The sequence below is a fragment of the Streptomyces sp. CB02056 genome, from assembly GCF_001905545.1.
Classification (GTDB): Bacteria; Actinomycetota; Actinomycetes; order Streptomycetales; family Streptomycetaceae; genus Kitasatospora.
Genome location: NZ_LIPD01000001.1, coordinates 651,147 through 665,260, shown reverse-complemented (window position 1 = coordinate 665,260; position 14,114 = coordinate 651,147). Strand labels below are relative to the sequence as shown.

The 14,114-nt window shown below is 70.1% G+C and carries 12 protein-coding genes and 1 tRNA gene; 11 read left to right on the top strand and 2 right to left on the bottom strand.

Annotated features, from left to right (window positions below; all coding sequences use genetic code 11):
- Positions 1 to 95: 95 nt before the first annotated feature.
- The 4 genes from AMK13_RS02935 to AMK13_RS02920 are packed head-to-tail and all read left to right on the top strand — an operon-like array spanning position 96 to position 4,496.
- Positions 96 to 1,025 (top strand): branched-chain amino acid ABC transporter permease, encoded by a 930-nt coding sequence (locus AMK13_RS02935; protein WP_049651559.1) that lies wholly within the window; start codon positions 96 to 98, stop codon positions 1,023 to 1,025.
- A 5-nt stretch (positions 1,026 to 1,030) separates the two neighbouring features.
- Positions 1,031 to 2,962, top strand: coding sequence for a branched-chain amino acid ABC transporter permease (locus AMK13_RS02930; protein ID WP_074001198.1), 1,932 nt, complete (start codon positions 1,031 to 1,033; stop codon positions 2,960 to 2,962).
- 8 nt (positions 2,963 to 2,970) lie between these two features.
- Positions 2,971 to 3,783, top strand: a complete 813-nt coding sequence (locus AMK13_RS02925; protein WP_049651563.1) for an ABC transporter ATP-binding protein — start codon at positions 2,971 to 2,973, stop codon at positions 3,781 to 3,783.
- Positions 3,780 to 4,496 (top strand): ABC transporter ATP-binding protein, encoded by a 717-nt coding sequence (locus tag AMK13_RS02920; protein ID WP_074000963.1) that lies wholly within the window; start codon positions 3,780 to 3,782, stop codon positions 4,494 to 4,496. Before AMK13_RS02925 ends, AMK13_RS02920 begins: the two co-directional genes overlap by 4 nt.
- Positions 4,497 to 4,555: 59 nt before the next feature.
- Here AMK13_RS02920 and AMK13_RS02915 read toward each other — a convergent pair whose 3' ends face one another.
- Positions 4,556 to 5,212: an ANTAR domain-containing response regulator gene (locus AMK13_RS02915; protein WP_049651556.1), complete on the bottom strand. Its 657-nt coding sequence runs from the start codon at positions 5,210 to 5,212 to the stop codon at positions 4,556 to 4,558.
- A gap of 92 nt (positions 5,213 to 5,304) precedes the next feature.
- Between AMK13_RS02915 and AMK13_RS02910 the strand changes: the two genes are divergently transcribed.
- Together AMK13_RS02910 and AMK13_RS02905 are read left to right on the top strand one after the other, a co-directional pair.
- Positions 5,305 to 5,390: transfer RNA gene (locus AMK13_RS02910), tRNA-Leu, on the top strand.
- A gap of 100 nt (positions 5,391 to 5,490) precedes the next feature.
- On the top strand, positions 5,491 to 6,279 hold the full coding sequence (locus AMK13_RS02905) for a hypothetical protein (RefSeq protein WP_074000962.1): 789 nt from the start codon (positions 5,491 to 5,493) through the stop codon (positions 6,277 to 6,279).
- Positions 6,280 to 6,318: 39 nt separating this feature from the next.
- Here the strand turns inward: AMK13_RS02905 and pyk are convergent, their stop codons facing one another.
- Positions 6,319 to 7,749: a pyruvate kinase gene (gene pyk, locus AMK13_RS02900; protein ID WP_049651553.1), complete on the bottom strand. Its 1,431-nt coding sequence runs from the start codon at positions 7,747 to 7,749 to the stop codon at positions 6,319 to 6,321.
- A gap of 323 nt (positions 7,750 to 8,072) precedes the next feature.
- On the opposite strand from pyk, the gene AMK13_RS02895 reads away from it, so the two are divergent.
- The 5 genes from AMK13_RS02895 to AMK13_RS02875 all read left to right on the top strand — a co-directional run bounded on the left by AMK13_RS02895 (position 8,073) and on the right by AMK13_RS02875 (position 14,079).
- On the top strand, positions 8,073 to 9,128 hold the full coding sequence (locus tag AMK13_RS02895) for a substrate-binding domain-containing protein (protein WP_079271776.1): 1,056 nt from the start codon (positions 8,073 to 8,075) through the stop codon (positions 9,126 to 9,128).
- Positions 9,125 to 10,771: a substrate-binding domain-containing protein gene (locus AMK13_RS02890; protein ID WP_074000960.1), complete on the top strand. Its 1,647-nt coding sequence runs from the start codon at positions 9,125 to 9,127 to the stop codon at positions 10,769 to 10,771. The genes AMK13_RS02895 and AMK13_RS02890 overlap by 4 nt, the downstream gene beginning before the upstream one ends.
- Complete coding sequence (locus tag AMK13_RS02885) at positions 10,758 to 11,330, top strand: hypothetical protein (protein WP_074000959.1); 573 nt, start codon at positions 10,758 to 10,760, stop codon at positions 11,328 to 11,330. The genes AMK13_RS02890 and AMK13_RS02885 overlap by 14 nt, the downstream gene beginning before the upstream one ends.
- 267 nt (positions 11,331 to 11,597) lie before the next feature.
- The gene (locus tag AMK13_RS02880) at positions 11,598 to 13,433 is read left to right on the top strand and encodes a bifunctional metallophosphatase/5'-nucleotidase (protein WP_074000958.1); all 1,836 of its coding nucleotides are present in this window, start codon (positions 11,598 to 11,600) and stop codon (positions 13,431 to 13,433) included.
- Positions 13,434 to 13,509: 76 nt separating this feature from the next.
- Complete coding sequence (locus tag AMK13_RS02875) at positions 13,510 to 14,079, top strand: Uma2 family endonuclease (RefSeq protein ID WP_074000957.1); 570 nt, start codon at positions 13,510 to 13,512, stop codon at positions 14,077 to 14,079.
- The last annotated feature ends 35 nt before the right edge of the window (positions 14,080 to 14,114 follow it).

The window sequence follows — 14,114 nt, the reverse complement described above, 5'->3', positions numbered from 1 at the left end:
ACCACCACCACGCGCGGGGGCGCCACGAGTGCCCCCGCGCGCACCCACATCCACCACCCACGCGGACACCCCGAACGCACTACGGAGGCCCAGCGGTGCACGACCTACCGCAGCAGCTGGCCAACGGCCTGATCCTCGGAGCCCTCTACGGGCTCGTCGCGATCGGCTACACGATGGTCTACGGCATCGTCCAGCTCATCAACTTCGCCCACGGCGAGATCGTCATGGTCGGCGGCTTCGGCGCCCTGACCGCCTACCTCGCCCTCCCCGGCGGCACCACCCTGTGGCTGGCCCTGCCGCTCATGCTGATCGCCGGCATCCTGGTCTCCACCCTCACCGCCGTCGCCGCCGAGCGCTTCGCCTACCGCCCGCTGCGCAACGCCCCACGGCTCGCCCCGCTGATCACCGCGATCGGGCTGTCCATCCTGCTCCAGCAGCTCGTCTTCTCCTTCTACCCGGACGCCAAGAAGGCCCGGGTCTTCCCCAAGATCCCCGGCGACCCGTTCAGCCTCGGCTCCGTCACCATCCAGCGCAGCGACCTCTTCCTGATCATCGCCGCCCCGCTGTGCATGCTCGCCCTCGGCTGGTTCGTCACCCGCACCCGCTCCGGGCGCGCCATGCAGGCCACCAGCCAGGACCCGGACACCGCCAAGCTGATGGGCATCGACACCGACCGCATCATCGTCATGGCCTTCGCCATCGGCGCCGCGTTCGCCGCCGTCGCCGCCGTCGCGTACGGGCTGCGCAGCGGCCAGGTCGACTTCCGGATGGGCTTCATCCTCGGCCTCAAGGCCTTCACCGCCGCCGTCCTCGGCGGCATCGGCAACATCTACGGCGCCATGCTCGGCGGCCTCGCCCTCGGCCTCGCCGAAGCCCTCGCCACCGGCTACATCCAGCACCTGCCCGGCATGCACCTCTTCGGGGGCGGCGCCTGGAAGGACGTCTGGGCCTTCGTTCTCCTCATCCTCGTCCTCCTGATCCGGCCCCAGGGCCTGCTCGGCGAGCGCGTCGCGGACAGGGCGTGACCACCATGACCACCACCCACACCGAGACGACCCCGGTCATCCCGCTGCCGGCCCGCGCCGCCGCCGCCGTCACCGGACTCGGCGCCCTCGCCACCGCCGCCTCCGCCGCCATGTCCTGGACCTGGACCTCCGACTTCCCCGGCGACCTCACCTACTACGGCTCCCCGGCCGGCCTCCAGTGGCTCGCCCTCGCCGCCGGCCTGCTCACCCTGGTCCTGCTGCTCGCCGCCCAGGGCGTCCCCGGCCTGCGCTGGGCCGCCCCCACCCGCAGCAACAACGCCGTCCTGTACGCCGCCACCGGCGCCCTCACCGTCGCCGTCTACGCGGTCGCCGCCATCTCCTCCGAGCTCGGCGGCACCACCAACCTCGAACCCGGCGGCTGGGTGCTCGCCGCGGGCGGCCTGCTCGCCGTCCTCGGCGCCCTCGGCCTGCCCCTCGACCGCCGCACCGCCGTCCCGCTGCGGATCCTCGACAGGCGCCTCTTCCTGCTCGTCCCGGTCGCCCCCGCCGCCTGGTTCGGCGCCCACGCCATCCCCGGCGACAAGCCGGTGGCCCCGGTCATGACCGCCCTGGCCGGCGGCCTCGCCATCGCGGCCGCCGTCGTCCTGCTGCTCCAACTCGGCCACCTCGCCAACAGCGGGCTGCGGCTGGGCCGGATCGACCGCCCGCTGGCCGCGCCGCGGGCCCTCCCCTCCTGGGTCGAGGTGCTGCTGATCGTCCTCGCCTTCGGGACCGGACTGTTCGCGATCACCTTCGGCATCGACACCGAGTACGGCGAACTCTTCACCGGCTACCTGCTGTTCGTCGCCCTCGCCGTCCCCGCCCTGACCAGGTCCGGCCTGCTCGCCCGGCTGCGCGCGCTGACCGTCAAGCACCGCCCGGTCACCACCGGCGCCGCCTTCGCCGCCGCCGCCGGCTTCCCGTTCACCCAGACCAGCGACCAGTACACCTCGGTCGCCACCAACATCCTGATCTTCGCCACCGTCGCCCTCGGCCTCAACATCGTCGTCGGCCTGGCCGGCCTGCTCGACCTCGGGTACGTCGCCTTCCTCGGCGTCGGCGCCTACGCCGCCGCCCTGGTCTCCGGCTCCCCCGCCTCGCCCATCCACGTCCAGTTCCCGTTCTGGGCCGCGATGCTCACCGGCGCCGTCGTCTCGATGGTCTTCGGCGTCCTGATCGGCGCCCCCACCCTGCGGCTGCGCGGCGACTACCTCGCCATCGTCACCCTCGGGTTCGGCGAGATCTTCCGCATCACCATGCTCAACCTCAACGGCACCACCGGCCCCAAGGTCACCAACGGCTCCAACGGCATCCCGCGCATCCCGGACCTGCAGATCCTCGGCTTCGACCTCGGCAAGCCGCACACCGTGGCCGGCGTCGAACTCGGCCGCTTCTCCAACTACTACCTGCTGATGCTGCTGGTCACCGCCCTGGTCGTGCTGGTCTTCGCCCGGGTCGGCAACTCCCGCATCGGCCGCGCCTGGGTCGCCATCCGCGAGGACGAGACCGCCGCCGAGGCCATGGGCATCAACGGCTTCCGGCTCAAGCTGCTCGCCTTCGCCCTCGGCGCCCTGCTGGCCGGCCTGGCCGGCACCGTCCAGGCCCACGTCAGCTACACCGTCACCCCCGACCAGTACACCTTCGCCGAGGCCCTCCCGCCGAACTCCGCCTTCCTGCTCGCCGCCGTCATCCTCGGCGGCATGGGCACCATCAGCGGCCCGCTGGCCGGCGCCACCCTGCTCTTCCTCATCCCGAAGAAGCTCGAGTTCCTCGCCGACTACCAGCTCCTCGCCTTCGGCGCCGCCCTCATCGTCCTGATGCGGGTCCGCCCCGAGGGCCTCATCCCCAACCGGCGCCGCCAGCTGGAGTTCCACGAGGCCGCCGTCCCGGCCCAGGCCGCCGGCGAGCCGACCGCACTCACCAAGTCAGGGGCGTGACCGACCCGATGACCACCACCACCGCCGCACCCCTGCTCGAAGTCACCGGCGTCACCATGCGCTTCGGCGGCCTCACCGCGGTCAACGACGTCTCCCTGACCGTCGGCGAGGGCGAGATCATCGGTCTGATCGGCCCCAACGGCGCCGGCAAGACCACCTTCTTCAACTGCCTCACCGGCCTGTACGTCCCCACCGAGGGCGCCGTCCGCTACCGCGACACCCTGCTGCCGCCCAAGCCCCACCTCGTCACCCAGGCCGGCATCGCCCGCACCTTCCAGAACATCCGGCTGTTCGCCAACATGACCGTCCTGGAGAACGTCCTGGTCGGCCGGCACACCCGCACCAAGGAGGGCATCTTCTCCGCCATCCTGCGCGGCCCCGGCTACCACCGCGCCGAGGCCGAGAGCCGCGAGAAGGCCATGGAACTCCTGATGTTCACCGGCCTCGCCGAGAAGGCCGACCACCTCGCCCGCAACCTCCCGTACGGCGAGCAGCGCAAGCTGGAGATCGCCCGCGCCCTCGCCTCCGAGCCCGGCCTGCTGCTGCTCGACGAACCCACCGCCGGCATGAACCCCCAGGAGACCCGGGCCGCCGAGGAACTCGTCTTCGCGATCCGCGACAAGGGGATCTCCGTCCTCGTCATCGAGCACGACATGCGCTTCATCTTCAACCTCTGCGACCGCACCGCGGTGCTCGTCCAGGGCCAGAAGATCGTCGAGGGCGACCGCGAGACCGTCCAGAACGACGAACGCGTCATCACCGCCTACCTGGGCGCCCCGCTCGAAGGCACCACCCCCGCCGTTACGGAGTCCGACCAGTGACCGCACTTCTCGAGGTCGAGGACCTCCGCGTCGCCTACGGCAAGATCGAAGCCGTCAAGGGCATCAGCTTCACCGTCGAACAGGGCGAGGTCACCACCCTCATCGGCACCAACGGCGCCGGCAAGACCACCACCCTGCGCACCCTGTCCGGCCTGCTCAAGCCCACCGCCGGACGGATCACCTTCGACGGCCAGGACCTCTCGGCCGTCCCCGCCCACAAGATCGTCGCCCTCGGCCTCGCCCACTCCCCCGAGGGACGGCACATCTTCCCCCGGATGACCATCGAGGAGAACCTCCTCCTCGGCGCCTTCCTGCGCACCGACGCGGCCGGCATCACCGCGGACGTCGAACGGGCCTACACCCTGTTCCCGATCCTCGGCGAACGCCGCCGCCAGGCCGCCGGCACGCTCTCCGGCGGCGAGCAGCAGATGCTCGCGATGGGGCGGGCCCTGATGTCCCGGCCCAAGCTGCTCATGCTGGACGAGCCCTCCATGGGGCTCTCCCCGCTGATGATGCAGAAGATCATGTCCACCATCGTGGAACTGAAGTCCTCCGGAACGACCATCCTCCTGGTCGAGCAGAACGCCCAGGCGGCCCTCTCCCTCTCCGACCGCGGCTACGTCATGGAGACCGGCCGCATCGTCCTCTCCGGGACGGGCGCCGACCTCCTGCACGACGAGTCCGTCCGCAAGGCCTACCTCGGCGAGGACTGAGCCCCTGCACGCGAAAGGGCCCGGCAGAAACGTTCTTCTGCCGGGCCCTTCCCGCGCGCCTACTCGGGCTTGGCCTCTTCCGCCTTCTTGCGGTCCTGGGCCTCGCCCTCCTCGATGACCGCCTCGGCCACCGCCGCCATCGTCATCCGACGGTCCATCGACGTCTTCTGGATCCACCGGAAGGCCGCCGGCTCGTTCAGCCCGAACTTGGTCTGCAGCACGCCCTTCGCCCGGTCCACCAGCTTCCGGGTCTCCAACCGCTGGCTGAGATCCCCGATCTCCTTCTCCAGCGCCCGCATCTCGGCGTACCGGGACACCGCCATCTCGATCGCCGGCACCAGGTCCGACTTCGAGAACGGCTTGACGATGTACGCCATCGCCCCCGCGTCCCGCGCCCGGTCCACCAGCTCCCGCTGCGAGAACGCCGTCAGCATCAGCACCGGCGCCAGGTGCTTGTCGTGGATCTGCTCGGCCGCGGACAACCCGTCCAGCACCGGCATCTTCACGTCGAAGATCGCCAGATCCGGCTTCAGCTCCTCCACGAGGCGCACCGCCGTCTCCCCGTCGCCGGCCTCACCGACGACGGTGTACCCCTCCTCCTCCAGCATCTCCTTCAGATCGAGACGGATCAGCGCCTCGTCCTCGGCGATCACGATCCGGGTGATCTGGGGCGTATCGGTCTCAAGCGGCTGCGCCTGCTCGTCGGCGGTGCTCACGGGGCTCCTAGTTCCGGCGGGGTACTGCATGCACGAGGGTACCTAGCTGCGCCCGACAGCGCTCACAGGGTATCCTTCACGGGCGCGAACCAGCCGGGTTGGTGGAAGGGCAGACACGATCGCCTCAAAAGCGATTGCCTGAAAGGGCGTGTGGGTTCGAATCCCACACTCGGCACCAGATTTTCCTCATATTCCCAGGTTTTGGGGATTTCACCGTATCCAGTGGACCACATCCAACGTGTCCACGGACCGGGCTGTCACGTCCCATTCTGGCGCACATGACCACACTCTCTGTGCGCGAACAGGCCGTCCACCTCCTCCGTCGAGGTCTCAGCAACGCCGAGGTGGCCCGCCGCCTCCGCGTCCCGAAGGGCACTGTCTCCTGGTGGAAGCATCAGGACCTCGCCAAACGCGACGAACTCCCCGGCCGCAAGCGCTCCGCGTGCGTGCACTGCTACGGCGACGAGCTGAACCGAGCCGCCTACTCCTACCTGCTCGGCCTGTACCTCGGCGACGGCCACATCCTGCTGCCCAACGAGTACCGCAGGACCCAGAGCCTCCAGATAACCTGCGACGACAAGTGGCCGGGCGTCATGGATTCCGTCGAACAGGCGATGCGTCACGTTCTCCCCGACAACAAGCCCTGCCGGGTGCGCCGCACCGGGTGCCACGACATCAAGATCTATTCGAACCACCTCACCTGCCATTTCCCCCAGCATGGCCCAGGCAAGAAGCACGAACGCACCATAGCCCTGGAACCCTGGCAGCAGGAGATCGTGGACGCCCACCCCTGGGAGTTCCTGCGCGGCCTGATCCATTCCGACGGGTGCCGCATCACCAACTGGGCCACCCGTACGGTCAACGGGGTCCGGAAGCGCTACGAGTACCCGAGGTACTTCTTCACCAACACCTCGACCGACATCATCGGCCTCTTCACCGCCACCCTCGACGCCGTCGGCGTCCAGTGGAAGGCCTCGATCCCCCGCCCCACCGGCCAGGTCAACGTCTCCGTCGCCCGCAGGGAGTCCGTCGCCCTGATGGACGCCCGCATCGGCCCCAAGTACTGACGGCGGCGCGGCCCTGCGGGGCCGCGCCGCCGAGGGGCCTCAGGCGTCCAACGTCCCCACGTGGTGGACGCGGACGAGGTTGGTGGAGCCGGCCAGGCCGGGGGGTGAGCCGGCGGTGATGACGACGATGTCGCCCTTCTGGCAGCGGCCGAGGGAGAGGAGGGCCGCGTCGACCTGTTCGACCATCTGGTCGGTGGTCGGGGCGAACGGCCCGAGGAAGGTCTCCACGCCCCAGGTGAGGGCGAGTTGGCTGCGTACGGCCGGTTCGTAGGTGAAGGCGAGGACGGGGATGGGCGAGCGGTAGCGGGTGAGCCGGCGGGCGGTGTCGCCGGACTGGGTGAAGGCGATCAGGTACTTGGCGTGCAGGAAGTCGCCGATCTCGGCGGCCGCGCGGGCGACGGCGCCGCCCTGGGTGCGCGGCTTGTTGCCGGTGGTGAGCGGCGGGAGGCCGGCGGCCAGGATGTCGTTCTCGGCGGCCTCGACGATCCGGGCCATGGTCTTGACCGTCTCGACGGGGTACTTGCCGACGGAGGTCTCGCCGGAGAGCATCACCGCGTCCGTCCCGTCGAGGACGGCGTTGGCGACGTCGGAGGCCTCGGCGCGGGTCGGCCGGGAGGTGTTGATCATCGAGTCGAGCATCTGGGTCGCGACGATGACCGGCTTGGCGTTGCGGCGGGCGAGCTTGATGGCGCGCTTCTGGACCAGCGGGACCTGTTCGAGGGGCATCTCCACGCCCAGGTCGCCGCGGGCCACCATGATCCCGTCGAAGGCGTCGACGACGGACTCCAGGTTGTCCACCGCCTGCGGCTTCTCGATCTTGGCGATGACCGGGACGTGCCGCCCCTCCTCCGCCATGATCCGGTGGACGTCCTCGATGTCCCGTCCGCTGCGGACGAACGAGAGCGCGATGAGGTCGGCCCCGGTCCGCAGTGCCCACCGCAGGTCGGCGACGTCCTTGTCGCTGAGTGCGGGGACGGAGACGGAGACGCCGGGGAGGTTGAGGCCCTTGTGGTCGGAGACCAGGCCGCCCTCGATGACGAGGCACCGTACGTGCGGCCCGTCGACGGCGACGACCTCCAGGGTGACCCGGCCGTCGTCGACCAGGATGCGCTCCCCGCGGCCGACGTCCCCGGCGAGCCCGGAGTAGGTGGTTCCGCAGCGGTCCTTGTCCCCCACGACGTCCTTGTCGGTGGAGATGGTGAACTCGTCGCCGCGTTCGAGAAGTACCGGCCCGTGGGCGAAGGTGTCGAGCCGGATCTTCGGGCCTTGAAGGTCGACGAGGACGCCGACGCTGCGGCCGGTCTCGTCGGCGGCCTTGCGGACGCGGCGGTAGCGTTCCTCGTGCTCGGCGTGCAGGCCGTGGCTGAGGTTCAGTCGGGCGATGTCCATCCCGGCGTCGACCAGGGATTTGATCTGGTCGTACGAGTCGGTGGCGGGCCCGAGGGTACAGACGATTTTTGCTCGGCGCATAGTGCTGAGACTAGGCATTACCGACGCGTAACCTCGACGCGGGTCCGGACTGCGGGATGACCGTTGCCGTAAGGCGAGTTGAACAATCTGACACATCCTCGGACCGCCGTCCGAACACCCGGCTCGACTCCCGTTCCGCGCGCGCGCCGCACGCCGCGCGCGCCGCCCGTCGATGCGATTCCGTGAAGGGGTGTTCACCCCTGGTTCACCGTTGCTTCCGCCCTCGCTCCCTGCCCGGCGGGACGCTCGTCACCCCCGGGTGAATCCCCGGGAGCCCGGGTGACCACCCGGACGAAGGAGCGGACGAGGGGGAAGCGTTCGGCATGAAACGCGCAGTGAGCGTGGCGGCTGCTCTGGCTCTGCTGGGCGGGGTGGCCTGCGTGCTGGTCCTCGATGACTCGGACAAGGTCGTGACGTTGAAGGGGGAGATCGGATCGGAGAAGGCCGAGTTCTTCAAGGACCCCGAAGTGGTGAAAGCGCTGAAGGATGAGGGGCTGAGGGTGGAGTCGTACCCCATGGGCTCCCTCACGATGATCGGCAAGAACCTGAAGGACGACTACGACTTCGCCTTCCCGGCCAACTACGAGATCGCGAAGAAGATCAGCGACGACGCCCAGATCAGCCAGGCGCTCAACAGTCCGTTCTCCTCGCCGATGGTGGTGCTCGCGCACCGGCCGGCGGCGGAGCTGCTGAAGGCCAACGGCCTGGCGGCACAGGACGCGGCCACCAATGTGTGGAGCCTCAACATGAACTCCTACCTCACGGAGCTGGGCAGGGGCCGCTCCTGGCCGGATCTGGCGGGCTGGAAGGCCGATCAGGGGCTGGGCCGTTCGAACATCATCATCACCACCACCGATCCCCTCTCCTCGTCCTCCGGCTCGACCTACATCGCCCTCCTCTCCTATCTGCTGAACGGGTACAACCCGGTGCACAGCGACGCCGAGGCGACCGCGGTGCTACCGACCCTGCGACTGGCGACGAAACAGCAGGGCGCGCAGAAGGGCACCACGGAGGAACTCCTCAACGACTTCCGGCGCAGCAGCAACAGCCTGGTGTTCACCTACGAGTCGGAGGCCACCGAACTCCAGGACCCCGACACCGTGGTCCTCTACCCCGACACGGCGTACCAGACCGACCACACGATCGTCGCCAAGAACAGCCAAGGCGAGAAGCTGGCCAACCTGTTGAAGGACAACCGGCGACTCCAGGAGTTGGAGACCAAGCACGGCTTCCGCAACAAGAGCACGCCGACGTGGAACGCGGAGCCGACGCGGAAGGGCCCGGTCTTCATGTCGAACCCGACGGCGAACGCCATGAAGTCCCCGCCCGAGTCCCAGTGGCTCAAGGTGCTGTCCACCAAGGCCAAGGAGGACCGGTGAGCAACAGCCCGGCCGGCAAGACCCGTTGGCTGGTGCCGGTCCTCACGGCGCTGCTGGTGGCGACGGCGTGCACATCCTCCGGCAGCTCCCCCAGTCCCACCGACCCTCCGGCCGAGACGGCCCGGCCCGGGGTGCTCCGGGTCCTGGCCGGCAGCGAACTCCAGGACCTGGCACCGATCCTGGAGGACGCCCGGAAGGCGACCGGGGTGACGGTGCAGTTCTCCTGGACGGGCACCCTGGACGGCGCGGACGCGGTGTCCCTCCGTCGGACGGACGGCAAGTACGACGCCATCTGGTTCCCGTCCAACCAGTACCTCCGCCTGGACCCCGCCGCACAGGACAAGCTGGTGTCGGAGGTCCCGGTGATGGCCTCACCGGTGGCGGTCGGGGTGCGCACCTCGATGCTCGACGGGCTCGGCTGGGGCGACGGCTCGAAGGTCACCTGGTCGCAGATCGGGGACGCGGCCTCGGCCGGGAAGCTGTCATACGGGATGGCCGATCCGACCCGGTCGAACTCGGGACTGTCCACGCTGGTCGCGGTCGCCTCGGCCTTCTCGAACGCGAGCGCGGCACTGACCCAGGAGGACGTGCAGAAGGAGACCCCGGCCCTGAAGCGGTTCTTCACCGGCCAGCGGCTGACCTCCGGTTCCTCGGGCTGGCTGGCGCAGTCGTACACCCGGGCCGAGACGGGCACGGTGGACGCACTGATCAACTACGAGTCGGTGCTCCTGTCGATGAACCGGACCCTGCCGCCGGCCAAGCAGTTCACGGTGGTGCGCCCGGTGGACGGCCAGGTGTCGGCGACCTATCCACTGACCCTGCTGTCCAGCACCGCGCCGAGCGAGCGCGAGTCCTTCCTGCGGCTGACGTCGTACCTCCTGAAGAAGGACGTGCAGCGGCGCATCTCCGACGTGACGCTGCGCCGCCCGGTGGCCCCGGACGCCACGGCGGCACCGGGGCTGCCCTCGGACCTCCGCCCGGAGCTGCCGTTCCCGGGCTCCCGAGCGGTCGCGGACGGCCTGCTGGCCGCCTACCAGAACGAGCTGCGCCGCCCGTCCCGGACGGTGTACGTGCTGGACACCTCGGGCTCGATGGAGGGCTCGCGGATCGCCGCGCTGAAGAACGCACTGGCCAGACTGACCGGGACGGACGACAGCCGGGGGGTGCGCCGCTTCCGGAACCGCGAGGAGATCACGCTGCTCTCCTTCGCCTCCGCCGTGAAGTGGACCAGGACCCACCTGGTGCCGCCGACCGGCGGCAGTCCGGGCCCGGAAGCGGAGCTGGCCTCGATCAACGCGGACGTGCAGTCGCTGACCGCCTCGGGCGGGACGGCGGTGTACTCCTCACTGGAGGAGGCGTACCGGGTGATCGAGCGCCAACAGGCCGCGGCCGGCGACGACCGGTTCACCTCGATCGTGCTGATGACCGACGGGGAGAGCAACGCCGGTGCGACGGACGGCGACTTCAAACGCTTCCATGACGCGCTGCCGGCCGGGGAGAAGGCCATCCCGGTGTTCCCGATCAGGTTCGGGGAGGCGGCGGTGAACCAGCTCCAGGGGATCGCGGACCTGAGCGGCGGCAAGCTGTTCGACGGGACGGGCTCGCTGGACGGGGTGTTCGAGGAGATCCGTGGCTACCAGTGACGGGGTCGGTTCCCGGCTGCTGCGCTACCTGGAGTCGCCGAAGAACCTGGTCGGCTGCGCCGGTGGCGCGGCCGGGCTGGTGCTGCACCTCACCGACGTGACCAAGGGCTGGTGGCTGGTCGTGGTGGCCGGGCTGTACGGGGCGGGCGCGCTGCTGGCGCCCGCCCCGAAGCCCCCGCCGCCGCTCCCGCCGGGGCCGCCCGGGGTCTCCGCGCCTCCGGTGGCGGAGCCCCTGGGGGTCGCGCCCCCGGCCCCCAAGCCGGAGCCGGTCCCCGCACCGGAGCCCGCCCCCGCGCCCGACCCGGAGCTGGTGGCGCTGGCCGCCTACCTGGACACCGTGCCGCTGCCGCCCTCCGCCGGGGTGGACGGCCTGCTGGCGGCGCTGCGCGCGGCCGGCCCGGGCCCGGTGGCGGAGCGGATCGTCCGGGACCGGCTGCCGGTCGCGGTGGCCGGCTACCTGCGGGCGCGGACCTGGCAGCCCTGGGCGGGGCCGGACGATCCGGACCCGGCGGTCCAGCTGGGCCGCGAGGTCGACCGGTTGGCGGGCGAGCTGGCCTGACCGGGCGTCGGCCGGCCCGCGCCCTTCGCACCTCCGCCCCTCAGGCCTCCGCACCTCCGTACCACCCCACGTCTCCCCCACGCCCGTCACGAACGAGTCGCCAAGATCTCACCTCCTGGACAGGTCAGGGGGCTATTCAGCACCCCGGCTCGCACGGCACACTTCTACGCGCGTCCCTCTACGCGCGTCGACGCGTGCACGCACACTTTTGTTCACGAACACCAGTTGACGGTCCATCCGCCGTCGTCCCACTCGGGAGAGTCGTCCATGACCCTGAACCGCCGTGACTTCGTCACCCGGTCCGCCGCCACCGCCGCCGGCGCAGCCCTGGCCGGCGGTGCCGCCCTGGCCGCCGCCCCCTCCGCCGCGGCCGCCCAGCCGGACGCGGCGGCCGCCAAGGGCCAGCAGCGCAAGCCGCGCACGCAGGCCTTCACCGTCATGGGCACCACCGACCTGCACGGCCGGGTGCTCAACTGGGACTACTTCACCGACGCCGAGTACACCGACAAGGCCCACAACGCGGTCGGCCTCGCCAAGATCTCCACGCTGGCCAACCAGGTGCGCGAGGAGAAGGGCTGGGACCGCTGCCTGCTCATCGACTCCGGCGACACCATCCAGGGCACCCAGCTGTCCTACTACTACGCCCGGATCGAGTCGATCGACACCGAGGCCAACACCGTGCCGGACCACCCGATGGCCGTCGCCATGAACCTCATGGAGTACGACGCCGCCGCGCTCGGCAACCACGAGTTCAACTACGGCATCCCGCTCCTGAAGGCCTACGAGGAGCAGCTGGAGTTCCCGCTGCTGGGCGCCAACGCGCTGAACGCGAAGAACGAGAAGCCGGCCTTCAAGCCGTACGTGATCAAGGAGCTGCGCCTGGGCGGCGGCCGTCCGGTGCGGGTCGGCATCCTCGGCCTGACCAACCCGGGCATCGCGATCTGGGACAAGGCCAACGTCAGCGGCAAGATGGTCTTCCCGGGCATCGTGGAGACCGCCGCCACCTGGGTGCCGAAGATGAAGGCCGCGGGCGCGGACGTCATCGTGGTCTCGGCGCACTCCGGCTGCGACGAGGCGACCACCTGGGGCGACCAGCTGCCGTGGGCCGAGAACGTCTCGGTCGCGCTGGCGGAGACCGTCCCGGACATCGACGCGGTGCTGGTGGGCCACGCCCACAAGGAGGTCCCGCAGCGCCTGGTCGTCAACAAGAAGACCGGCCGCACGGTCGTCCTCTCCGAGCCGCTCTGCTACGGCCAGCGGCTGACCTGCTTCGACTTCGAGGTCGAGTTCACCGGCGGCGCCTGGAAGGTCGCCTCGGTCTCCTCCCGGCTGCTGAACTCCAACACCGTGCCGGAGAACCCGGAGATCACCGACGCGATCGCCGGGCAGCACAAGAAGGTCGTCGCGTACGTCAACCAGAACATCGGCACCAGCAAGATCGCGCTGTCGATCGCCGACGCCCCCTTCAAGGCCACCCCGATCATCGACCTGATCGGCCGGGTCCAGGCCGACGCCGTCAAGGCCGCGCTGGCGGGCGGGCAGTACGCCAACCTCCCGGTGCTGGCCCAGGCCGCCCCGTTCAACCGCACCGCCCTGATCCCGTCCGGCCAGGTGAAGCTGCGCGACGCCGCGGGCCTCTACATCTACGAGAACACCCTGGAGGCCCGCATCATGACGGGCGCCCAGCTCAAGGACTACCTGGAGTACTCGGTCAAGTACTACAACCAGCTCGCCCCGGGCGCCCCGGTCGACAAGGACAAGCTGACCGGCGCCGAGGCCACCCCGGACTACAACTACGACTCGCTCTACGGCCTGAGCTACGACATCGACATCGCCCAGCCGAAGGGCTCGCGGATCGTCAACCTGTCCTTCCAGGGCAAGCCGATCGACCCGGCCGCGGAGTTCGTCCTGGCCGTCAACAACTACCGTGCCAACGGCGGCGGCAACTTCCCGCACGTCGCCAAGGCCAAGATGGTCTGGTCGAACTCCGACGAGATCCGCAACACCATGATCGCCTGGGTGAAGGCCAAGGGCGTCATCGACCCCGCCGAGTTCTTCACCGACTCCTGGCGCCTGGTCCGCGCCGGCCAGCCGGTCTTCTGATCCGCACTCCCCGAGCGAAAGGCCGTCGCCCCGTCCGGCGACGGCCTTTCGGCCTGTCCGGTGGAAGAATGGCGCCATGAGCGAGTTCCAGATCCCCGAGCGCCACGCGAGGCTGCTGGCCTACGCGGAGAGCCTGACGCCTCCGGCCGGGTGGAAGATCGAGATCTCCGGCGACGAGATCATCATGATGGCCGGCCCCTCGGTGATCCACCAGCGCAACCTGCTGCTCGTCCGCGAGCAGTTCGACGCCCACCGCCCCGCCGGAACGATGCCGAGCGAGAACACCGACCTCGCCTCCCCGAACGTCGGCAAGCTCCGCAACCCCGACCTGACCTACATCCCCCTCTCGGCGCTGGAGGAGGGCGGGAACCAGGTCCCCGCCGAGCAGGCGGCCATCGCGGTGGAGATCGTCTCCCCGTCGAACCCGGAGAACGACCTGGTCGGCAAGGTCCGCGACTACCCGCTCATGGCCATCCCGCTGTACCTGCTGATCGACCCGCGCGAGGGCGACCTGACGCTCTACGCCGAGCCGTCCGACAGCGGCTACCGCTGGCGCTGGAACGGCAAGTTCGGCGACCCGGTCCCGCTCCCGGCCCCCTTCGGCTTCGAGCTCGCCACCGACGCCCTGCTCCGCTACCCCGCCTGACGCCACGGGCCTCCCGGCGGCAGCCGCCGGGAGGC

Bases quoted from the DNA above. Each gene is read 5' to 3' on its own strand.
- AMK13_RS02880 (WP_074000958.1), top strand. From the start codon at position 11,598: ATGACCCTGAACCGCCGTGACTTCGTCACCCGGTCCGCCGCCACCGCC.
- AMK13_RS02875 (WP_074000957.1), top strand. From the start codon at position 13,510: ATGAGCGAGTTCCAGATCCCCGAGCGCCACGCGAGGCTGCTGGCCTAC.
- pyk (WP_049651553.1), bottom strand. From the start codon at position 7,749: ATGCGCCGAGCAAAAATCGTCTGTACCCTCGGGCCCGCCACCGACTCG.
- AMK13_RS02930 (WP_074001198.1), top strand. From the start codon at position 1,031: ATGACCACCACCCACACCGAGACGACCCCGGTCATCCCGCTGCCGGCC.
- AMK13_RS02895 (WP_079271776.1), top strand. From the start codon at position 8,073: ATGAAACGCGCAGTGAGCGTGGCGGCTGCTCTGGCTCTGCTGGGCGGG.
- AMK13_RS02905 (WP_074000962.1), top strand. From the start codon at position 5,491: ATGACCACACTCTCTGTGCGCGAACAGGCCGTCCACCTCCTCCGTCGA.
- AMK13_RS02925 (WP_049651563.1), top strand. From the start codon at position 2,971: ATGACCACCACCACCGCCGCACCCCTGCTCGAAGTCACCGGCGTCACC.